At 50.9% G+C, this 21660-nt stretch carries 21 protein-coding genes and 1 riboswitch; all 21 genes read left to right on the forward strand.

Features of this window, described 5'->3' with window-relative positions; all coding sequences use genetic code 11:
• The coding region (locus tag GXX34_07445; GenBank protein ID HHW07350.1) for a 3-deoxy-7-phosphoheptulonate synthase at nucleotides 1-350 on the forward strand (350 nt) is incomplete at its 5' end.
• Entirely contained in the window at nucleotides 343-1194 is an 852-nt protein-coding gene (gene pheA, locus GXX34_07450; protein HHW07351.1) for a prephenate dehydratase, read from the forward strand. The genes GXX34_07445 and pheA, both read left to right, overlap by 8 nt.
• Before the next feature lie 26 nt (nucleotides 1195-1220).
• Nucleotides 1221-2504, forward strand: a complete 1284-nt coding sequence (aroA, locus tag GXX34_07455; protein HHW07352.1) for a 3-phosphoshikimate 1-carboxyvinyltransferase — start codon at nucleotides 1221-1223, stop codon at nucleotides 2502-2504.
• Between the two features lie 9 nt (nucleotides 2505-2513).
• Nucleotides 2514-3188: a (d)CMP kinase gene (locus GXX34_07460; GenBank protein ID HHW07353.1), complete on the forward strand. Its 675-nt coding sequence runs from the start codon at nucleotides 2514-2516 to the stop codon at nucleotides 3186-3188.
• Complete coding sequence (locus GXX34_07465) at nucleotides 3185-3784, forward strand: 1-acyl-sn-glycerol-3-phosphate acyltransferase (GenBank protein ID HHW07354.1); 600 nt, start codon at nucleotides 3185-3187, stop codon at nucleotides 3782-3784. The genes GXX34_07460 and GXX34_07465 overlap by 4 nt, the downstream gene beginning before the upstream one ends.
• A 131-nt stretch (nucleotides 3785-3915) precedes the next feature.
• Entirely contained in the window at nucleotides 3916-5997 is a 2082-nt protein-coding gene (locus tag GXX34_07470; GenBank protein ID HHW07355.1) for a bifunctional 4-hydroxy-3-methylbut-2-enyl diphosphate reductase/30S ribosomal protein S1, read from the forward strand.
• Nucleotides 5966-7066, forward strand: a complete 1101-nt coding sequence (locus tag GXX34_07475; GenBank protein ID HHW07356.1) for a type 2 isopentenyl-diphosphate Delta-isomerase — start codon at nucleotides 5966-5968, stop codon at nucleotides 7064-7066. The genes GXX34_07470 and GXX34_07475 overlap by 32 nt, the downstream gene beginning before the upstream one ends.
• Before the next feature lie 83 nt (nucleotides 7067-7149).
• Nucleotides 7150-7905: a DUF1614 domain-containing protein gene (locus tag GXX34_07480; protein HHW07357.1), complete on the forward strand. Its 756-nt coding sequence runs from the start codon at nucleotides 7150-7152 to the stop codon at nucleotides 7903-7905.
• Nucleotides 7883-9073 (forward strand): stage II sporulation protein P, encoded by a 1191-nt coding sequence (locus GXX34_07485; GenBank protein ID HHW07358.1) that lies wholly within the window; start codon nucleotides 7883-7885, stop codon nucleotides 9071-9073. The genes GXX34_07480 and GXX34_07485 overlap by 23 nt, the downstream gene beginning before the upstream one ends.
• A gap of 71 nt (nucleotides 9074-9144) precedes the next feature.
• Nucleotides 9145-9615 (forward strand): DUF3189 family protein, encoded by a 471-nt coding sequence (locus tag GXX34_07490; protein ID HHW07359.1) that lies wholly within the window; start codon nucleotides 9145-9147, stop codon nucleotides 9613-9615.
• Complete coding sequence (locus GXX34_07495) at nucleotides 9612-10052, forward strand: DUF3189 family protein (GenBank protein HHW07360.1); 441 nt, start codon at nucleotides 9612-9614, stop codon at nucleotides 10050-10052. The genes GXX34_07490 and GXX34_07495 overlap by 4 nt, the downstream gene beginning before the upstream one ends.
• A 56-nt stretch (nucleotides 10053-10108) precedes the next feature.
• The gene (locus tag GXX34_07500; GenBank protein ID HHW07361.1) at nucleotides 10109-11455 is read left to right on the forward strand and encodes a DUF512 domain-containing protein; all 1347 of its coding nucleotides are present in this window, start codon (nucleotides 10109-10111) and stop codon (nucleotides 11453-11455) included.
• A gap of 13 nt (nucleotides 11456-11468) precedes the next feature.
• Nucleotides 11469-12788 carry a ribosome biogenesis GTPase Der gene (locus GXX34_07505; protein ID HHW07362.1) on the forward strand — a complete coding sequence of 440 codons (1320 nt, stop codon included), beginning with the start codon at nucleotides 11469-11471 and terminating at the stop codon, nucleotides 12786-12788.
• A 12-nt stretch (nucleotides 12789-12800) separates the two neighbouring features.
• The gene (gene plsY / locus GXX34_07510; protein HHW07363.1) at nucleotides 12801-13403 is read left to right on the forward strand and encodes a glycerol-3-phosphate 1-O-acyltransferase PlsY; all 603 of its coding nucleotides are present in this window, start codon (nucleotides 12801-12803) and stop codon (nucleotides 13401-13403) included.
• Nucleotides 13404-13405: 2 nt separating this feature from the next.
• Complete coding sequence (locus GXX34_07515) at nucleotides 13406-14449, forward strand: NAD(P)H-dependent glycerol-3-phosphate dehydrogenase (GenBank protein HHW07364.1); 1044 nt, start codon at nucleotides 13406-13408, stop codon at nucleotides 14447-14449.
• A gap of 201 nt (nucleotides 14450-14650) precedes the next feature.
• The gene (gene spoIVA, locus GXX34_07520) at nucleotides 14651-16129 is read left to right on the forward strand and encodes a stage IV sporulation protein A (GenBank protein HHW07365.1); all 1479 of its coding nucleotides are present in this window, start codon (nucleotides 14651-14653) and stop codon (nucleotides 16127-16129) included.
• A gap of 93 nt (nucleotides 16130-16222) precedes the next feature.
• Nucleotides 16223-16323: riboswitch (SAM riboswitch) on the forward strand.
• Between the two features lie 89 nt (nucleotides 16324-16412).
• Entirely contained in the window at nucleotides 16413-17687 is a 1275-nt protein-coding gene (locus tag GXX34_07525) for an O-acetylhomoserine aminocarboxypropyltransferase/cysteine synthase (protein HHW07366.1), read from the forward strand.
• A gap of 23 nt (nucleotides 17688-17710) precedes the next feature.
• Nucleotides 17711-18832 carry a homoserine O-acetyltransferase gene (locus tag GXX34_07530; GenBank protein ID HHW07367.1) on the forward strand — a complete coding sequence of 374 codons (1122 nt, stop codon included), beginning with the start codon at nucleotides 17711-17713 and terminating at the stop codon, nucleotides 18830-18832.
• Nucleotides 18833-18922: 90 nt separating this feature from the next.
• Nucleotides 18923-19354 carry an ACT domain-containing protein gene (locus tag GXX34_07535; GenBank protein ID HHW07368.1) on the forward strand — a complete coding sequence of 144 codons (432 nt, stop codon included), beginning with the start codon at nucleotides 18923-18925 and terminating at the stop codon, nucleotides 19352-19354.
• 19 nt (nucleotides 19355-19373) lie between these two features.
• Nucleotides 19374-20672 (forward strand): homoserine dehydrogenase, encoded by a 1299-nt coding sequence (locus tag GXX34_07540; GenBank protein HHW07369.1) that lies wholly within the window; start codon nucleotides 19374-19376, stop codon nucleotides 20670-20672.
• Nucleotides 20673-20747: 75 nt separating this feature from the next.
• A complete protein-coding gene (locus GXX34_07545) occupies nucleotides 20748-21656 on the forward strand; it encodes a homoserine kinase (protein HHW07370.1) in 909 nt (302 codons plus the stop codon).
• Nucleotides 21657-21660 lie beyond the last annotated feature (4 nt).

Genomic DNA, 21660 nt, shown 5'->3' on the forward strand with positions numbered 1-21660 from the left:
AAGGTAACTTCAATGTCATCTTTTGCGAGCGGGGCATACGTACTTTCGAGACCTATACCCGTAACACCTTGGATTTAAGCAGCGTCCCTGTGATTAAGCAGTTGACCCATTTGCCCATCGTGGTAGATCCAAGCCACGGTACCGGCAAGTGGCAGCTGGTGAAACCGATGGCTTTAGCAGCAGTCGCCGCCGGAGCCGACGGGCTGATGATCGAAGTACATCCAAACCCCAGCGAAGCCCTGTCCGACGGCCCTCAATCCCTTACCCCTGAAAACTTTAAGGCTTTAATGACAGAGCTGCAATCAGTGGTGCAAGCAATTCAAAGGACATTGGAGCGATGCGATGATTAAAATAGGCTATCTAGGACCCGAGGGAACTTTTTCAGAAAAAGCCGCCCGTATGTGGCTACAATGTGTTTCAACACCCCACCGCCTGGAAGCAAAAGAAAACCTGCCGCAGCTTTTTCGCGACCTGGAAAACGGGCAGCTGGCCCAGATCATCGTGCCGGTGGAAAACTCGATTGAAGGAGCTGTAACGGTCACCCAGGATTACTTGATCAGCTTACCAGGCATCAAGGTGCTAGGAGAGATTAGCCTTGCCGTGGAACACTACCTGGTGGCTAAAACCCTGCTCCCGTTAGCCGACATCACCGCCGTTTACTCTCATCCCCAGGCCCTGGCCCAGTGCCACCGGTTCCTGGAACGTCACCTTGGAAAGGCGAAATTAGTGCAAACTACCAGCACGGCGGAAGCAGCTCGCCTGGTCAGCGAAGCGGCAGAACCCATCGCCGCCGTCACGTCGGCAGACGCGGCGGCCAAATACCACTTGGCGGTCCTGGCAGAAAGAATTCAAGATTTTCACGGCAACAAAACCCGTTTCTGGGCTGTGGGTTTACCGGAAACATGTACCATTAACATAAGTAAAGAACATTGTGACTTCAAGACTTCTATCGTGGTGGCTTTACCTTACAATCGTCCCGGGGGCCTGCACATGATCTTGACGGAATTCGCCGCCGCTTCCCTGGACCTAACACGGATCGAATCCAGGCCCACTAAGAAAGAATTAGGAGAGTATCTCTTCATCATTGATTTTCTTGGCCATGTCCATGAGGAAACCGTGGCTAAGACATTTAACAAACTGCAGTCTAAGGACGTGATGATCAAAGTGCTGGGTTCTTTTCCGGTGCTTACCTAAAACCTGCGAAACAAGGAGGAAACGGCTTGAATATAGAAGTTGCCCGCACAGGTCCATTAACCGGTGAACTGGAAGTACCCGGTGACAAATCCATCTCCCACCGGGCAGCCATCCTGGGAGCCATCGCCGAGGGCAAGACTCGCATTAAAGGCTTTTTGGAAGGTCAGGACTGCCTTCATACCCTTCAATGTTTGTCATCCCTAGGGATTCATGTGGAGCAGTTGCAACCGGGTGATTACATTATTCACGGGAAAGGTCTGCATGGATTGAGCGAACCGGATAACGTGCTGGACGTGGGTAATTCCGGGACTACCATTCGTTTGCTGGCGGGTTTACTGGCCAGCCGGCCTTTCACCAGCATCTTGACCGGCGATGCATCCATTAGATCTCGCCCCATGGATAGGGTCATTGTGCCTTTAACCCAAATGGGTGCTACCATTTACGGCAGGGAGAATAATAAGCTGGCTCCGTTATTTATCAAGGGCGGTACTCTTCGCGGCATTAACTACCGTCTTCCTGTGGCCAGCGCCCAGGTCAAAAGCGCCATCCTGTTGGCCGCTCTGGGAGGCAGCGATACAACTTGCATAGAGGAACCATTGCGTTCCCGGGATCATACCGAGCGTATGCTGGCCGCCTTCGGTGCCGGCATTACGGTGCAGGACCTGAGCATCCAAATCACACCGCAAGACACCTTGACGCCCCAGGAAATCCTGGTCCCAGGTGACATCTCCTCGGCTGCTTTTTTCATGGTGGCTGCCAGCATTGTCCCCGGCTCAGATATCATCATTAGAAACGTAGGAGTGAACCCTACGCGAACCGGAGTGATTACGGCTTTACAAGCTATGGGAGCCGGCGTAGAAGTGATGAATTACAGGGAACAAACGGGGGAACCTGTAGCTGATGTCCGGGTGAGATATGCTCCCCTGAAAGGTATTTCCTTTGAACCGGCCTGGATCCCTACTTTAATCGATGAGATCCCCGCCCTTTGCATCGCGGCAGCTTTCGCCGAAGGGATAACCGTCATCCGTCATGCCCGGGAATTGAGGGTCAAAGAAACCGACCGGATCCGGATTATGACTCAGGAATTGACCAGGTTTGGAGCTAAAGTACAGGAGCTGCCTGACGGTATGATCATTGAAGGTTGTACAGAACTGAAAGGTACCACCTGTTATTCCCATGGAGACCACCGCATCGCCATGGCGCTGTCCGTCTTAGGTTTACGTGCCACAGGCACCACCACCATTGTCCAAGCGGAAGCGGTCAATGTATCGTACCCAGATTTCTTCGTTACATTACAGTCATTAAAATGAGGTGTTGCCATGCTTCCTAATATCGCCATCGACGGGCCTGCCGGCGCGGGAAAAAGTACCGTCGCCCGCTTGGTAGCAAAAAGGCTGGGGCTCACCTATCTCGACACCGGTGCCATGTACCGGGCTTTGACCTGGAAAGCCCTACAGAACAGCGTTCCCTTGACCCAAGAGGGCCTGGCAGAATTGGTTCGCAACACGGAAATCACTTTTGTACAGGACCCAAACCATGATACGCCTAGGGTTTTTTGTGATAACATTGACGTAACAGAACATATCCGGTCACCGGAAGTTTCCAACCATGTTTCCCTGGTTTCTTCTTTTGCCGAGGTGCGTCAAGGGTTAACCCAATTGCAGCGAAAGTATGCGGCAGAGGGCGGTATCGTAATGGACGGCCGGGATATTGGCACGGTCGTGATGCCCAATGCATCTTTTAAGTTCTTTCTGACGGCTTCCTTGGAGGAGAGAAGCCGCAGGCGGTATGAAGAAATGAAAAAAAAGGGCATAGACGTGGACCCGACCACGGTCTACCGAGAAATTGCGGCCCGGGATGAGGCGGACCGGAACCGGCCCGTCGCTCCGTTAACCGCGGCTGAAGACGCTGTTATTGTTGATACAACCAATTTGTCCATCGAACAAGTAGTGGATCTGATCGTTGCCCAATGTCAAGGGGGTGAGTCAAAATGACCTTGTACAGGATACTGAGACCTATCGCCTGGCTCATCCTGAAGCTCTGGAACCGGTTAGAGGTCCATGGCCTGGAAAACCTCCCGCCGCAAGGAAAATTAATCGTCGTGGCTAATCATGTGAGCGTGTTAGACCCGATCGTCTTAGGAGTCGGTTTACCCCGACCCATTCGTTTCATGGCCAAAAAGGAATTGTTCGATATACCCGTCTTAGGGGGACTCATTTCCCTGTTAGGCTCTTTTCCCGTAGACAGGAATAAGACAGATTTTCAGGCTGTCAAGCAATCTTTAAGGATACTGGCAAGTCAAGAGGTGTTAGGTATCTTCCCGGAAGGGGGCACGCGCAAGAATGCCACCAGAATTGTTTTTAGTACCGGTGCAGCGGCCATCGCCCTCAAGAGCAAAAGTCCTGTCTTACCGGTAGCCATTATCGGTACCGCTTCCATTCCCAAGGCCATCCTTTTCGGCAAGCTTAAGGTCAACATTGGCCCGGTTATCACCTGGCCGCAGCAGTATGAAGGCAAGCTGCAAGACGATGACGTAGAACGGCTGACCAGGGAAATGGAAAAGGCCGTACAAGGACTGAAATCCGCCTAAGTTTGCGGAAAACTGCTAAACCTTTCTGGCTTTTGCAGGATTCTATCACTTTTTCACGAAAGATAATAATGATTGACTTCACGTGCAAAATAAATATAGAGCAGCATTTTACGACCTGAAGGTGAATTCTCTTGGAGATTTTGGTGGCTCCCAGAGCCGGTTTTTGTTTTGGTGTCAAAAGAGCCCTAGATATTGCACTGAATAGCCTACAAGCAGGTAATAACGTCTATACATACGGCTCCCTGATTCACAACCAGCAGGTAGTAGACAAGTTAGCAAAACTAGGTCTTAAGACTGTCGAGGATCCCCGGGAAATCGCAGCAGGAAAAGTCATCATTCGCTCCCATGGTGTTGGCCCTGAGACGCTGGAGGCAATTCAGGCAAAGGGCCACAAAGTGATCGATGCTACCTGTCCTTTTGTGAAAAAGGCACAACGGATTGCACACCGGTTGGACAATGATGGCTTTCAAGTGGTCGTGGTAGGTGACAAAGAGCATCCGGAAGTCAAGGGTATTGTAGAGTGGACCCAGAACCGTGCTATCGTCATCAAAGATCCTCAAGAAGTACAATTACTACCTTTTTTCCCCAAGATTGGTGTATTGGCACAAACCACATTGGATTTTTCCACCTTTGAAGAGGTAACGAGGCTCCTACGAGGCAAAACCCAGCAACTGCAAATCCATAACACCATTTGCAGTGCAACAAAAATCAGGCAGGAGGAAGCCTTTAAGCTGGCCCAAGCGGTAGACGTGATGATCGTCATAGGCGGGAAGCACAGTGCCAATACAAGGAAACTTGCGAGCATTTGCCAGAGGGCGGGTACGCTGACCTTTCAAATTGAACAGGCTGGCGAACTTGAACCCCATTGGTTTACAAATGCTAAGCGAGTGGGGGTCACAGCTGGTGCCTCTACTCCAGATTGGATTATTGAGGAGGTTGTTGAAAGAATGACAGAGCTGAATGAAGAAAAAAACTTGACAACGGAGGAGGTCCAAGAAGCTGGGAACCCCGAAATGGGGAATCAAGCAGCGGCCCAAGGGGGATCCAACCAAAGAAGTGAAGAAGTAGACTTGGATTTAGCCAGCAATCCCATGGAACTACACCGGGGGGATATCATTTCCGGGACTGTAGTTCAGGTTAATGATAATGAAGTGATGGTGGATGTAGGCGGCAAATCCGAAGGTATTATCCCATTAAACGAATTGGCCAATCGTCCCATTACTAACCCCCATGAAGTTGTTGCCGTAGGCGATGAAGTTAAAGTCTTTGTCCTGCGGGTGGAAAATGAGGAAGGTCACCCGGTACTGTCCAAGAGAAGAGCAGACCGCGTTATTGCCTGGGAAGTTTTAGAAAAGGCTTTGGAGACCGGTGAAGAATTGAGAGCACCCGTCATCGAAGTGGTGAAAGGAGGTCTGCTTGTTGACGTAGGTGTACGCGGTTTTGTCCCTGCTTCCCTGGTGGAAAGAGGCTATGTGGAGGACCTGCAGCAGTATGTGGGGAAAGAACTTCGCTTGCGGGTCATCGAGCTGGACCGCGGCAAGAACAAAGTGGTCCTGTCGCAAAAGGCCATTCTGGACGAAGAATACGAAAAACTGCGGGAAGCTACCTGGGCTAGTTTACAAGAAGGGCAAGTCATCAAAGGTATTGTTAGGCGTTTGACTGATTTCGGCGCATTTGTCGATATCGGCGGCATTGACGGTTTGCTCCACGTTTCCGAACTCTCTTGGGGTAGAATAGACCATCCCAAAGACGTGTTATCGGAAGGCCAGGAAATAGAAGTCAAAGTCCTAGCTGTCGATCGGGCCGCGGAAAAAGTCTCTTTAGGCTTGAAACAATTACTGCCAAATCCCTGGGATACTGCCGAAGAACGGTACCCGGTAGGCTCCGTTGTCCAAGGAAAAGTACTGCGGATAGCCTCTTTTGGCGCCTTTGTGGAGGTAGAACCCGGCATTGAGGGATTAGTGCATATTTCTCAATTAGCCAATCATCACGTGGAAAAAACCGAGGATGTAGTTTCCGTGGGAGATATTATCCCGGTCAAGGTACTGAGCGTGGATCAGGCTGCCCACCGGATGAGTCTCAGTCTGAAAGAAGCCCGCAAGGCAGAACGCCCTCAACCTCCGAAACAAGAAACGGTTAAAGAAGAAGAGAATTCAGGTGTTAAGTTGGGGGATCTCTTTGGTGAACTATTCGAAGAAAACACGAACGCCTAACCGGCAGTCCCTGCAGTTGAGCCGGAAGCTGGATCACCTGCAGTTGACCAAAGAACTGGACGACGGCCCATTATCAACCGGTTTTGAAGATGTTCACTTGATTCATCAGGCGGTCAGCCCCCTCCAACTTGATGAAGTCGACAGCGGGGTCACATTTTGCAACAAGAAGCTTTCAGTGCCTTTCATCATCAATGCCATGACCGGAGGACCGGAGATATCCTCGCACATCAATGCCTGCCTGGCCAGGGTGGCAGCGGAGCTCCACATGGGTATGGCAGTGGGTTCGCAAGCACTGGCCCTTAACGACCCCAATGCGGCGTTAACCTATACAATTGCCCGTCAGGAGAATCCTCACGGGCTCATTTTGGCCAATTTGAGTGCTTTGGCGTCTCCTGACGAAGCTTTACGAGCTATCGAAATGCTGTCAGCTGATGGATTGCAGCTGCACTTAAATGCGGCCCATGAACTGGCCATGGCTGAAGGGGACCGGGATTTCAGGCGTGCGCTGGATAACATCGCCGCCATCGTAGAAAAAGTACCCGTTCCCGTCATTATGAAAGAAGTTGGCTTTGGGCTTTCCGTTGAAACAGCCAGGCAGCTTTTCGCCCATGGCGTCGCCCATTTTGATGTGGGGGGACAAGGTGGCACTAATTTCGGCACCATTGAACGGGTGCGGCAAAAACAGGCCGGGCCGTCGGTCTTTGAGCTGTGGGGCATTCCCACCGCTGTTTCCGTGGCTGAAGTCAGCAGTCAAGGGTTACCCGTGACCATCATTGCGTCCGGAGGGATACGTTCGGCCCTGGACGGAGTCAAAGCAATGGCTCTAGGCGCTGACTTAATCGGCATTGCCGGACCCGTAGTCAAACTCCTGCTGGACCACACGGAAGCGGAAGTACTTAATTATTTCCACCGGCTGATCTATGATTTTCGGGCGTTGATGCTGCTGGCCGGCGCTCGTTCACTAGAAGATTTAAAGAAAGTGCCGGTGGTGATAACCGGCAGAACCAAAGACTGGCTGGAACAAAGAGGAATACTGGACCATTACCGCCAGCGTACACGCATTCATTAACCGCCACACGGCGGTTTTTTTGTATATTTGCCAGGGAGCAGGGGAATCCTATTAGCATAAACTGCACTACAAGGGGTGGCAGTATGAGTGGATATCCGCTGGGAATAATCCTGCTCATTGTCGTTACCATTTTAATCTATTTCGGCTTGGCACATCGCGTGCTGGACAGGCTGCGCATTAATGACCGGACTGCTTTGCTATTACTTGGAGCTATCATCGCCGGCAGTTTCATCAATATTCCCATCACCGACGGCCCTCCGGCGGTCACCGTAAATGTTGGCGGTGCCTTGATTCCTTTTGGGCTGGCAGTTTATCTGCTGGCCAAGGCGGGCACAAGGGCGGAATGGATTAGAGCCATAGTAGCTACCGCCATCACCGTGGTTGTTATCACCCTGGTGAACCGGTATCTCTTTGCCGATGATCCCTGGCGCGGCAGAATTGATTTCATAGATCCTTTGCTGGCTTATCCTATTGTCGCTGCAGTCGTGGCGTACCTAGCAGGCCGTTCCAGGCGATCCGCATTTGTGGCAGCCACCTTGGGCGTCTTGAGCTTAGACGTCATGAACTATATCCAGTTGGTAAACAACAAGATTCCCGGTCGCGTAGCTTTTGGAGGCGGCGGGGCTTTTGATGCAGTGATCATGGCCGGCATCGGTGCGGTTATCCTGGCAGAAATCATTGGTGAAAGCCGAGAACGGCTCCAAGGAGGGCCGGAAAAAGAAGGAAGACCTCCGGAGCTGCTTGAAAGCCTTGACAAGGCTGTACCTCAACCGGCACAAAAACCACTGGCAAAGGAGCCACAGGAAAGGAAAGATCATGATGCAAAGACCGACGAATAGATGGATCACGCTGGGGATTGTCGCTCTTTTGGCAGGGATCATCATACTGGGCTATCAAACCAGTAAACCGGCTGAACAAGCAGCAGCAGAGTTTGAACTCGACCTACCGGATTTAGGGGTATGGGAGCAAGAGAGGGATGACGGGGGCTACTATACCATAGTAGATGAAGAAGGCAACATCCTGGACAAGACTATCCGGCAGGTGCACCCGGAAGACGAGTTCATTGCCGCGAACAACCGCCACTACCGGGTGGAAAGAGTGGAAGGCGACAAGGCGTATGCCAAACTCCTCACGGAAAATGCCCTCGCCGGCCTAGACCTCATTATTGCCCAGCAGGTCGCGGCGCAAGGTAAAGAATCTAACAATAAAATTGCCATGTATCATACTCATACCGACGAATCCTATGTTCCCACCGACGGTACTGAAAGCATACCCGGCAACGGGGGCATCTATAAAGTAGGGGAGAGCATGGGAGAGAAGTTCCGGGAAAAAGGAGTAGAAGTTCTCTATGACAAGACCCCTCACGAACCTCACGATGCCGATGCCTACCGGCGCTCCAGGAGAACAGCCATCGAACTGATGAAAAAGACCCCCGCTGCCATTATTGATGTGCACCGGGACGGGGTACCGGACCCGGATTTCTACTACGCCAATGTGGCCGGTATGGATGTAACCAAGGTTCGCCTGGTAGTAGGGCGGCAGAACCAAAACATGCAAGCCAATTTGGATTTTGCGAAACAGATCAAAGCTCAATTGGACAAGTACTACCCCGGACTGGTACATGGGATTTTCATGGCTAAAGGCAATTACAACCAGGACCTTTCTCCCCGTTCCATTTTGGTGGAGGTGGGAACCCACACCAATGAACGACAATTGGCGGAACAAGGCGCCATGTTATTTGCCGACGCTCTGCCTGACATTCTGGGAATAAGCACCCCGGAAACCCCCAGGGCCCCAACGGATACTAGTACCCCGGGAGACAGGAGATCCCTCTGGTGGATCGTCACCATTGCCGTACTCGGTGCCGCTGCCTTCTTGCTTCTCAGTACCGGCAGCTTTGCGGGAGCCATGCGTAAACTGAAACAGTTTTCCTCAGATGAGTGGGCCAACTTCTTGGGAAGCCCCCACCGAAAAAAACGTAAAACCGGTCAAGATCCGGAAGAATAACATGACGGGCAGCCGGGCGGCTAAAAACACACACCGTCCCCGGCTGTCCGGTCCAAGCTGTTGGAGGTGTCATGTATATCATTTATCATTGTTTCGGCGGTGCTCACTCATCCATTACCGCCGCCTGCATCCATTTAGGTCTGATTGCGGAAAACAGCCTTCCCACTCCTGAAGAATTACTGGCCCTTCCTTTTTATGACCAAACTACCGACGACGACCACGGCTACTTGCGATATTTGGGAGACGACACGGCGGGCAACCGGGTTTTTGTCATCGGTCGCAGAGGTCTCAAAGATTGCTTTGTCACCCTGGTACAATCCCTCGCTTCCCTGTTAAATGTCTCAAGGGAAGAGTTTTTAATTGTAGATACGGTGCCATATGTTAACTGGATGATGATGGTTGGCGGCTTTACCTCCCGCCGCTTGGGTTGGATTAGGATCGGGCGTCCCCTGGTCATCAAAGGCACTCAAAAAGCATTTAAGAATTTGGTCAGGTTGGTACAAACCGTAAAGTCACAGGCATCAGGAGGGAATGCCCGTTGAAAAGCATAGTGTTTTTTTGTCATGCCTACGGTCGTGGAGCTCTTTATAGAGCTCTCATGCATCTGGGGGCCGTTGTGCCGGGAGAGCTGACAGCCCTCCAATGGTGTCAACTAACCTGGTGGAAACGCATTGACCGGCTGGCCCCGGGTCAGCTCCTGGAGGTGGGCCGCGACGCTGGGGGAAATCGTATTTATATCATGTGGGTAAAAAAAGACAAAGAGCTGGTCCCACGTCTGGCCCACACCCTAGCCGCCATTGCCGGCCGCCAGGGTCAAATCATCCTGGTAGATGCCCTCATCCATGACAACTGGAGAACCAACCTGGCTCGCTGCCTTAGGAGATTCTTCGGCAACAATTACCTGTCCCATTACTTATTCCTTACCGGGATCCGTCAATCACACCACGGACAATACCCTATCCCCAATCCCACTGTTTGAACCGGCCGGCTAGCTTGACGTTAGACAAATTATGTTGGATAATGAGGAGGATAGGGGTGACTAAACAATTGAAGAATGAAAAGTGCACCGGTTTAACAATCCAGAGCATATCGCCGCATAGTATCGGGGCCCGGTTAAACTGGAAACCCGGCGACCGGATCATCTCCATCAACGGCAGGAATATTAACGATATCCTGGATTACCGGTTCCAAGTAGCCGAGGACACGCTGGAAATATGTATCAGTACTTTAGAAGGCAACGTTACTTTATACCGAATTGAAAAAAATTTTGATGATGATCTGGGTGTATCCTTTACCGAAATAACCAATGACGGGATCAGACAATGCCGCAACCGTTGTCTTTTTTGTTTTGTGGATCAAATGCCCCCATCCCTGAGAAAATCCCTGTACGTGAAAGACGATGATTATAGGTATTCTTTCTTACAGGGGACTTTCGTGACTTTAACGAACGTAGATGAGGAAGACCTGAAGAAAATTGCTTCCATGCGTTTAAGTCCCCTCTATGTCTCAGTCCATACTACCAATCCGGAATTAAGAGCCCAAATGATGAGAAATAAGAAGGCTTCCCGGATTATGGAACAATTAGAGTTTTTGAGCCAACACGGCATTGAGATACACGCGCAAATAGTACTGTGTGAAGGTATTAACGACGGGGCAGAGCTGGCACGGAGCATCCGGGAATTGGCCCGGCTGTGGCCCGCAGTGCAATCCCTGGCGGTAGTCCCGGTGGGCTTAACCAAATTCCGCCGGGATCTGCCTTTGGTGCACGGCATCAGCCCGGGCAACGCTTTAGAAATCGTGGAATCTGTTTCCCGGTACCAGCAAGAGTATTTAGAAAAGATGGGGACAAGATTTGTCTTCCTGGCCGACGAGTTTTACTTGCAGACCGGTAAAGAGATTCCCACCCAAGAGGAGTATGAAGATTTTCCTCAACTGGAAAATGGGGTGGGGATTGTGCGCTTGTTCTTGGATGATTTTGCGGCAAGACTGGAGGATTTAAGAGAACCGCTGCCGGTTCAGGAACGCTGTCTCATCGTAACGGGCCGCGCCGCAACTCCCATCCTGGCTAAGGCTGTCGCTGAGCTGAACCGCCGTATTGCCGGCTATCCACTGGAGCTGGTGACGGTGGAGAACCACTTCTTGGGGAGCTCCGTGACGGTAACCGGCCTCTTATCCGGGGCTGACATAATCGAAACCCTGCAGGATCGGCTCCTGAAGGACAGTGATGCTACGGTATTGCTGCCGGATATCATACTAAATGATGACATGCTGACCATCGACAGTTATCACGCCAGCCAATTTGAGGCAATATTAGGCAATAAGGTCGTATTCTTGCCGACCAATGGTTCTAGCTTAATTGATTACCTGGTCAATCCCAGTTAGCGGAGGTCGAGCTATGTCTCAACAACCAATTGTTGCGATTGTAGGTCGCCCCAATGTAGGCAAATCAACTCTCTTTAACCGGATTGTCGGTAACCGGGTTGCTATTGTAGATGATACCCCGGGGGTGACGCGAGACCGCATTTACCAGCAAGCCGAATGGTTAGGACGCACTTTCACCCTGGTCGATACCGGCGGGATCACGGATCTTGCCGCCGGAGACTTCATTGAAAAACAAATGAGATATCAAGCCCAAGTGGCCATTGCCGAAGCTGATTTAATAGTTTTTGTGGTGGATTCTCGCACAGGCTTGACGCCTGATGACTGGTTGGTGGCTGATATTCTGAGAAAGACTGCCAAACCGGTCATTTTGGCAGTTAACAAAGTAGAGAATTTTGCGGATACTCACTTTTTATCGGAATTTTATGCTCTGGGCCTGGGGGACCCGGTTCCTGTCTCCGCCGCCCACGGCATGAATGTGGGTGACTTGCTCGATTTAGTAATCGCTAAATTGCCTGCAGTCACGGAGACAACCGATGATGAAGATGCCATTAAAGTAGCCGTGATCGGGAGGCCCAATGTGGGTAAGTCCTCACTGGTCAATTATATCTTAGGTGAACAACGTTCCATTGTCAGCAACATTCCCGGTACCACCAGGGATGCCATTGACAGTGAAGTTTGGATTGACGGGCGGAAATACATTCTGATCGATACTGCCGGCATTCGCCGTCGTTCCCGTATTAACGAAGCTGCGGAAAAGTACAGCGTCATGCGGGCCATCAGGGCAGTGGAACGGTGCCATGTTGCCCTGGTCATGATTGACGCTCAGGAAGGTGTTACCGAACAAGACAAGCGCATTGCCGGCTTACCCCACGAGGCCGGAAAAGCGAGCATTTTAGTGGTCAATAAATGGGATTTGGTAAAGAAAGACAGCAAGACCATGCATAAATTCGATCAAACGCTGCGGGAACAATTAAACTTCATCGCCTACGCGCCTTCCGTATACGTTTCCGCATTAAACGGGCAACGAGTTTCTAAACTGGTGGAACTCATCAATTTTGTAGATGAACAAGCAGTGAAACGCATTCCCACCAGGGTGCTCAACCAGTACTTAGAGGAGGTGACCACCCTAAATCCACCTCCTTCCGACAAAGGCCAAAGCCTGAAGTTCTTTTACATAACTCAATCAGGTGTACGCCCCCCCACCTTTGTGATCTTTACCAACCGCCCGGAACAGGTGCACTTTTCCTACAAGCGGTATCTGGAGAACAAATTTAGAGAAGCTTTTGGCTTTGAAGGCAGCCCCATTAATTTTATTGTCAAAGTTAGAACGTAAGGGGGATGGCAAATGGCATTGGTGTGGTCAGCCATCATCGGTTATTTCATCGGCTCCATTCCCATTGGCTATCTCGTGGTACGCAAGCTGTACAATATTGACATTCGTCGTTACGGCAGCGGCAACATCGGCTTTACCAATGTTTTTAGAACGGCAGGTTGGGGCCCGGGTATTATTGTTTTGGTCGGCGACATTTTAAAAGGCGTCATTGCAGTTCTCGTGGGCCGTTGGCTAGGCGGGGAGACAGCCGGTATGTTAGGGGGCTTGGCAGCCATCGCAGGGCATAACTGGTCTTTATTCTTAAAGTTCAGCGGCGGGCGCGGCGTGGCTACCGGCGCGGGGGTCTTTCTGGCCCTGGCTCCGAAAGTCATCGGCATTGCTGCTCTTATCTGGCTCATTACCATTGCCTTGACCCGCTATGTGTCTTTAGGCTCAATATTGGGTGCCGTTTCTGTACCTATTTTAATATTAATATTTCATGAATCCTGGTTATTGTTTATTTTTGGACTCTTAGCCGCAGTCTTCGTTATTTACCGGCATCGTCCTAATATCAAGAGACTCCTGAACGGAACCGAGTACAAATTTGGAGAAAAGGTCCAGCGTAAGGAGAGATAAACATGGACTGTAAAACAGCCGTACTTGGAGCAGGCAGTTGGGGCACTGCTCTGGCATGCCATCTGGTCAGCAAGGGGATTCCAGTAACCTTATGGGCTCGCTCACCGGAAACCGTAGATAGACTAATAGCCGACGGGGAAAACAGGCAATACCTGCCCGGCATTGCCTTACCCCGGGAGCTTAAGATCACGGCACAGCTTGAGGAAGCCTTGCGTGAAACCCATTTCGTCGTCCTGGCTGTACCGTCTCAAGCCATCAGGCACATAGCCGTGCAGATTCGCCCTTTGTTAAAGGGAGATGCTTTCATCATCAGCACAGCCAAAGGTTTGGAACAGAATACCTATTATCGCATGTCCGAAGTACTGTCGGAAGAACTGCCTCATTGGAAGCATCAAATCGCCGTTTTGTCCGGCCCCAGCCATGCGGAAGAAGTAGCCCGGCAGCTTCCCACCGCCGTAGTGGTATCGTCTTTCAGCAGGCGCACGGCGGAACTGGTACAGGATTTATTCATGAATGCCGCCTTCCGGGTCTATACCAATCCGGACATAATCGGGGTGGAGTTAGGGGGTGCCCTGAAAAACATCATCGCCCTGGCCACGGGCATTGCCGACGGGTTAGGGTTTGGTGACAATACCCGGGCAGCCTTAATGACCAGGGGAGCCGTCGAGATTGCCCGGTTAGGCACCAAAATGGGGGCGGAGATCCTCACTTTTGCCGGCTTAGCCGGGATTGGGGATTTGATTGTTACCTGCAGCAGTATGCACAGCCGCAATCGCCGGGCTGGGATCGCCTTGGGCAAAGGAGTACCCCTGGCGGAAGTGCTGGCATCCATGGGCATGGTGGTGGAAGGAGTTACCATTACCAAAACCGTTTATCAACTGGCCCAGAAGCTCCAAGTACCGATGCCCATCGCGACAGAAATGTACCACATTTTGTTTGAAGGCAAAGACGCCTTGCAAAGTGTAGACAGCTTAATGAGACGAAGCAAAACCCATGAATTGGAAGAAATAGCCATGGCTTTTGACCAGAGCTGGCAGTTTGAATAAAAGTGCTTTTCTTCAGCACTTTTTTTATTTTAGGGTAATATTCCCATGGTCAAGTCATATAGATATAGTGTGTACGGCTGTCAAAATAACGTAGGTTATGACCACTCATAAACGCCTAAGGGATATCACTCTCTGGTTAAGGAGGGATGGGGTAGCTATTCACCTAAGATGCAGGATGACCTATTCAAAGGAGGGAAAAACATGGAAAAACCCGACATTTTAATGGACATTGCTGAACGAACGGGCGGAGACATCTACTTGGGATTTCCCGGCCCGGTAAGGACCGGTAAATCCACCTTAATAAAACGTATGATGGAACTCTTGGTTTTGCCAAACATCAAGAATCCAAATGAGCGGGACCGGACCCGGGACGAGTTACCCCAGAGTGGAGCAGGCAGAACCATTATGACCACGGAGATTAAATTCATTCCTAAAGAAGCGGTGGAAGTAACCATTAAGCAAGGATTGAACGTGAGAGTCAGGATGATGGACTGCGTAGGTTATTATGTCGAAGGAGCCGTTGGTTATGAAGACAGCGGCCAGCCGCGCATGGTGCGGACTCCTTGGTTCGAAGAGGCCATACCTTTTCAGGAAGCCGCGGAAATCGGCACCAGAAAAGTCATTGCGGAACACTCCACCATTGGCATCGCCGTCTTCACCGACGGCAGTATTTCCGACATACCCCGGGAGAACTACATGGATGCAGAAGAAAGGGTCATTTATGAATTAAAAGAAAGCAAGAAACCTTTTATCGTAGTGCTGAACTCCCTGCACCCCGACCGGGAAGATACTGTGGCCTTGGCTCATTCCTTGGAGGAACAATATGATGTTCCAGTGCTGCCCTTGAATGTTGCTACCTTAACCCACGAAGACGTCATTCATATCCTGGAGGAGGCATTATATGAATTCCCGGTTACGGAAGTCACAGTGAATTTGCCAAGATGGGTGGAAGAATTGGAAACAGATTACTGGCTGCGGGCTGAACTGGAAGGAGCGGTCAGGGAAGCGGTTAATAAAGTGACCAGGCTCCGGGACATTGACCGGGTAATTGAAGAACTGGCGCACAACAATAGGGTGGATAAAGTAACCCTGCAACAGGTAGACTTGGGCAGCGGCAGCACCACTATTGAGATGAACACCAGGGAAGACCTCTTCTATCAAGTGCTGCGCGAGCTCACCGGTTATGAGTTGTCCGGCAGCCATCATATCCTGAAACATCTGGTTGAATTGAGCAAAATAAAACAAGAATTTGATAAGGTTGCGGCAGGGCTGCAAGAGGTACGAAACACCGGCTACGGCATCGTATCCCCGACTGTCGGTGATATGGAACTGGAGGAGCCCCAGTTAATCAAACAGGGGGGCCGCTACGGCGTACGCCTGCGAGCTACCGCCCCGTCCATCCATATGATCAGGGCTAATATTACTACCGAGCTAACTCCCCTCATCGGTACCCAGCAGCAGTGCCAGGACTTAATTGACTACATCATGGAAGAGTTCGCGAAAGACCCGCAGAAAATCTGGGAAACCAATGTATTCGGTAAGACATTAAGCGATCTGGTGCGGGAGGGCATCCAAGGCAAGCTCTACCACATGCCGGAAAACGCCCAAATCAAGTTGCAAGAAACTCTGGAACGCATCGCCAATGAAGGAAGTGGTGGTCTAATCTGTATCATCATCTAAGTCGGCTAGCCCGGCTTTCTTTTTTGTTATAAAATGTTGTTGACAAGAATCAGTCCAGTTGATATGCTATGATTAAAATTTCATAGGCGTGAACTCTTATCAAGAGAGGTGGAGGGACTGGCCCAATGAAACCCGGCAACCATCCCTGATGGGAAAGGTGCCAATTCCTGCAGGTGTAACCTGAGAGATGAGAGGAAGATCCATGCTGTGCATGGCTAATGATCCTCTTCATGTCGAAGAGGATTTTTTTTTAAATCTTGCAGAAAAGAAAGGAAGATGACACATGGAAAAACACTGGAGCTTTCACACCTTGGCGGTGCGAGGCGGTCATTCACCTGATCCGGCGACGGGTGCGCTGGCTGTACCGGTCTTCCAGACAGTAGCCTACCAGTTTCAGGACGCTGACCACGCTGCCCGGTTATTTGCCTTGGAAGAAGGAGGCAACATCTATTCCCGGATCATGAACCCCACTGTCGATGCTTTGGAAAAAAGGCTGGCTATTCTGGAGGGAGGCGTGGGAGCCCTCGCCACTTCCAGCGGCCAAGCAGCCATCACCCTGGCCATCTATAACATTGCCCAACAGGGCGATAATATTGTTGCAGCTAACAACCTTTACGGCGGCACCATCAACCTCTTTGCCAATACCCTGCCAAAATGGGGCATTGAGTTCAAACTGGTGCCCAACGACCCGCAGGCTTTCGCCGCCGCCGCTGATGAGAGAACTAAAGCTTTCTTTGTGGAAACCATCGGCAACCCCGGCTTGGATATTGCCGATTTAGAAGAATATGCGAAGGTGGCTCATTCCCTGGGTATTCCGTTGATCGTGGATAATACCTTCGCCACCCCGTACTTGTGCCGGCCCATTGAGTGGGGGGCGGATATTGTCGTCCACTCCACCACCAAGTACATCAACGGCCACGGCAACAGCATCGGCGGCATTATTGTGGACAGCGGCAGGTTTCCCTGGCACGACAGCAAGTTTCCGGAATTAGTTAACCCGGATCCCAGTTATCACGGCGTATCGTACACAAAGGCTTTCGGTCCGATGGCGTACATTGTGAAGGCGAGGGTGCAGTTAATGAGAGACCTGGGCGCCTGCCAAAGCCCCTTTAACGCCTTTCTCACCCTGCAAGGGATAGAAACCCTTCCTTTGAGGATGCAGCAGCACTGCAACAATGCTCTGTCCATCGCTGAGTATCTGGAGCAGCATCCTAAAGTAAGCTGGGTCAACTATCCCGGTCTTGCTTCCCACCGGGACCACGAAAAGGCCAAGAAGTACTTGCGGCATGGTTTCGGCGCCATCCTCTCCTTCGGCATCAAAGGTGGGCTGGCAGCCGGCAAGAAGTTCATTAACAGTGTCAAACTGTTCAATTTGGTTGCCAACGTCGGGGACACCCGTTCCTTGATTATCCATCCCGCCAGCACCACTCATCAACAGCTGTCAGCGGAACAAATGGAAGCCGGCGGCATTTCGCCGGACATGATTAGGCTTTCCATAGGCATTGAAGGAACAGAGGACTTAATAGCGGACCTGGAGCAAGCATTCAACAACATCTAGTATGGCAAACGGAAGGAGTCAACATGGGCAATATCGGCATTGTGAGAACAGCATATTATTCCCCTGACCGAAAGCCTTGGGTTTTGGAAAGCGGGAAGACACTTCCGGAGCTCACCATCGCTTACGAGACTTACGGCACTCTAAACGCAGCCGGCGACAATGGGGTTTTGGTCTGCCATGCCCTGACCGGGGACGCCCATGCCGCCGGCTGGCATTCCCCCCAAGACCGAGTGCCGGGTTGGTGGGACCCTTTAATCGGCCCTGGGAGAGCTTTGGACACCGACAAGTACTTTGTCATTTGCTCAAACGTGCTGGGTGGTTGCAGCGGGACCACCGGCCCCAGTTCCATCAACCCTGTAACCGGCAAACCCTATGGCATGTCTTTTCCCGTGTTCACCATCAGGGACATGGTGCATGTCCAAAAAGCGTTGCTGGATTATTTAGGAGTCAAGCAGCTGGTCACGGTCATTGGCGGGTCCATGGGCGGGATGCAGGTATTGGAATGGGCGATTCATTACCCAGACATGCTGCGTTCGGCCATCCCCATTGCCACCGCCGGCCGCTTGGCTGCCCAGACCATAGCTTATAACCAAACACAGCGGGAAGCAATTTACTTGGACCCCAATTGGAAGGAAGGCAATTACTATGAGGGGGAACCCCCGAGACGAGGTTTGGCTTTGGCCCGCATGATTGGAACGATTACCTATAAAAGTATTCAAGCCTGGGATAACAAGTTTGCCAGGGCCTTTTCCGGAATGCGTCCGGAAGATTATTACGAATTGCACCAGCGCTTTGAAGTGGAAAACTACTTGTTGTATCAAGGGGAAAAACTAGTCAAGAGATTTGACGCCAACTGCTATCTGTACCTGACGAAAGCCATGGATCTCCACGACATAGGACACCCGTTTAACAGTTATGAAGAGGCTTTTAAGCGCATCCGAGTACCTGTATTATCCATTGGGGTATCCAGCGACTTCCTCTATCCCACCTACCAGCAAAAAGAAATCGTCTCGATGATTCTCAAAACCGGAGGGCAGGCCTATTACGAGGAGATCCATTCACCCTACGGCCATGACGGCTTCTTGATTGAATTTGGACAGCAAGAGCGCATAATCAGCCGCTTCTTAGCACAAATCACAGGTTAAAATTCCTGTTGCCGTGAGTCTCTCAATGATGCTATAATGTCTACTGTGTGTAAGCATATGTTTCTCTCTACTGAACATAGGTGATGCGGTATGACTGACCAATTGTTCTTAGTAAAATCCTCAGCACTGCCCGAGGCCTTGTTAAGAACGGCTCAAGCCAAAGAACTCCTGGCCCAAGGCAAAGCCCGGACCGTTAACGAAGCCGTCCGGCTTGTGGGCATTAGCCGCAGCGCTTTTTACAAATACAAGGACGGGATTTATCCTTATACACCGCCGGCCGAGAGAAAGCTGGTCGGTTTATCCCTACTGTTAAACCACCAAACCGGGGTGTTATCTCGTGTCATCAGTACCATTACTGAACTCGGAGGCAACATTGTCACGATTAACCAGAATATTCCCGTAAGAGGTGTAGCCAACGTTTCAATTACTACCGAAATTGATCACAACGTCACTTCACCGGACCACCTGGTGTCTTGTTTAGCCTCCGTTAAGGGGGTTTCCAAGGTAGAAATTGTCAGCTGATATATGGTAGGAGGGAACGATAAAATTGGATACAATCAGAATTGGGCTGCTGGGCTGCGGGGTTGTCGGCTCGGGCGTTGTGAAACAGTTAATGTCCAATCAAGACAACATTGCCTTGAAGACAGGCTGTCAACTGGAAATAAAAAAGATCCTGGTGCGGGACCTGACCAAGCAACGTCCACATGAAATACCTGCGGAGCTGTTCACTGCCGATGTCAACGACATATTGGAAGACCCCGAGATTCAAATCGTCATTGAATTGATCGGCGGTATTGAACCGGCCAAAAGCTATGTTGTCACTGCCCTCCAGAAAGGAAAAAACATCGTAACGGCTAACAAAGACCTTCTGGCTGCCCATGGCAAGGAACTATTTGATGCGGCAGCGGAAAACGGAAAGGATTTGCGTTTTGAAGCCAGTGTCGCGGGGGGCATCCCCATTATTCAACCATTGAAAGAATCCCTGGCGGGTAACCGGATTCACCGGGTAATGGGGATTATTAACGGGACCACCAATTATATACTGACTAAAATGACCGCGGCAGGAAAGGAATTTGCTGAAGCATTACAAGAAGCACAAGCATTGGGATATGCGGAAGCGGATCCTTCGGCCGATATCGACGGCCTGGATGCAGCCAGGAAAATTGCCATCTTAGCTTCCATTGCTTTCCAAACGAGAGTCTCCGTCAACGAAGTCTATGTGGAAGGTATTAGGTCCATTTCCCAACTAGATATTGCGTACGCCAGGGAATTGGGCTACAGCATCAAGCTCTTGGGATTGGCCCAGGAAGTAGACGGTGAGATAGAGGTCCGGGTGCATCCTGTGATGATTCCCGCCTCCCATCCCCTGGCAGCAGTGAACGATGTATATAATGCTGTGTTCGTGGAAGGAGATGCGGTAGGGCAAACCATGTTTTTCGGCCCAGGAGCCGGGCAAATGCCCACGGCCAGCTCCGTGGTAGGGGACGTCATGGCCATTGCCAAGAACATTAAGCTGGGTGTTACCGGGCAGCTAACCGGCTGTACTTGTTTCTATCAAAAGAGAATCCGGCCTATCGGCCAGGTGCGGTCTTCGTATTATTTGCGGTTACTGGTTCGCGATCAACCCGGGGTGCTGGCCAACATAGCCGGAGTTTTGGCGGAAAACCAGGTGAGCATTGCGTCGGTTCTGCAAAAGCGCACCATAGGGAATTCTGCTGAGATTGTAATTATTACCCATCAAGTCATGGAAGCAGGTTTCAACAATGCCATGAGCATGATTAAGAACATCCCTACCGTCGAACAAGTCAACAGTATCATCCGCGTAGAAACCGGTACCTAAAACCGCTCACCCTTCGCAAACACTGAGTGTATAATAGTTGTGGTTGGTACATGTAATAATATGGAGGAAATACTAATGGTTTTAGTTAGCGTTCCAGCAACAACCGCTAATCTCGGCCCCGGGTTTGATGTGCTTGGATTAGCTTTAAACCTGTACAATTTCGTGGAAATGCGCTTATCTTCCCGAGGTTTAACCATTGAAGTGGAAGGGGAGGGGAAAGCCAGCATTCCCACCGATGACCGCAATATTGTGTTCCAAGCCGCCCGAAAAGTTTGGAACAAATGCGGTTTTGCCTATCCCGGATTGCACATCAAACTGTCAAATAATATTCCTTTGGCTCGTGGTCTTGGTTCCAGTGCCGCTGCCATCACCGGCGGCATTGTAGCCGCCAACGCCTTGGCCGGCTACCCGCTGTCTACCACGGAGCTGCTGAAATTGGCTTCAGAATTCGAAGGACATCCCGACAATGTAGCTCCCGCCTTACTGGGAGGTCTGGTGATGAGCATTGTGGACGGTGCTCACATTTATGCCCATAAGATTGAAATCAGGCCGGACATCAGGATCGGCGCTGTCATCCCGCATTTCCCTCTATCCACCAAGAAGGGGCGCCAGCTGCTGCCGAAACAAGTGCCTTTAGAGGATGCGGTATATAATATCAGCCGCACGGCTTTTCTCATTACGGCTTTCCTTCAAGACCGGCTTGATTTGTTGACCTATGGGATGCAAGACAAACTCCACCAGCCGTACCGTTCTTCCGTGATCCCGGGCATGGAACAGGCGCTGCAAAGAGCCAGAGCGGCCGGAGCTCAGGGAGTGGCCTTGAGCGGTTCCGGGCCTACCCTGGTAGCCTTTTGTGGGGAGCATAATATTGATGAGGTATGTCATGCCATGGAAACCGCTTTTCAGGAACAAGGGATTGAGGTATCGATCATGAAACTATTACCCGACAATCAAGGGGCGCGGGTAATCAATGGGGGTTATTGAACAA

It is taken from the genome of Clostridia bacterium, from assembly GCA_012840125.1.
In the GTDB taxonomy this organism is placed as follows: domain Bacteria; phylum Bacillota; class DULZ01; order DULZ01; family DULZ01; genus DULZ01.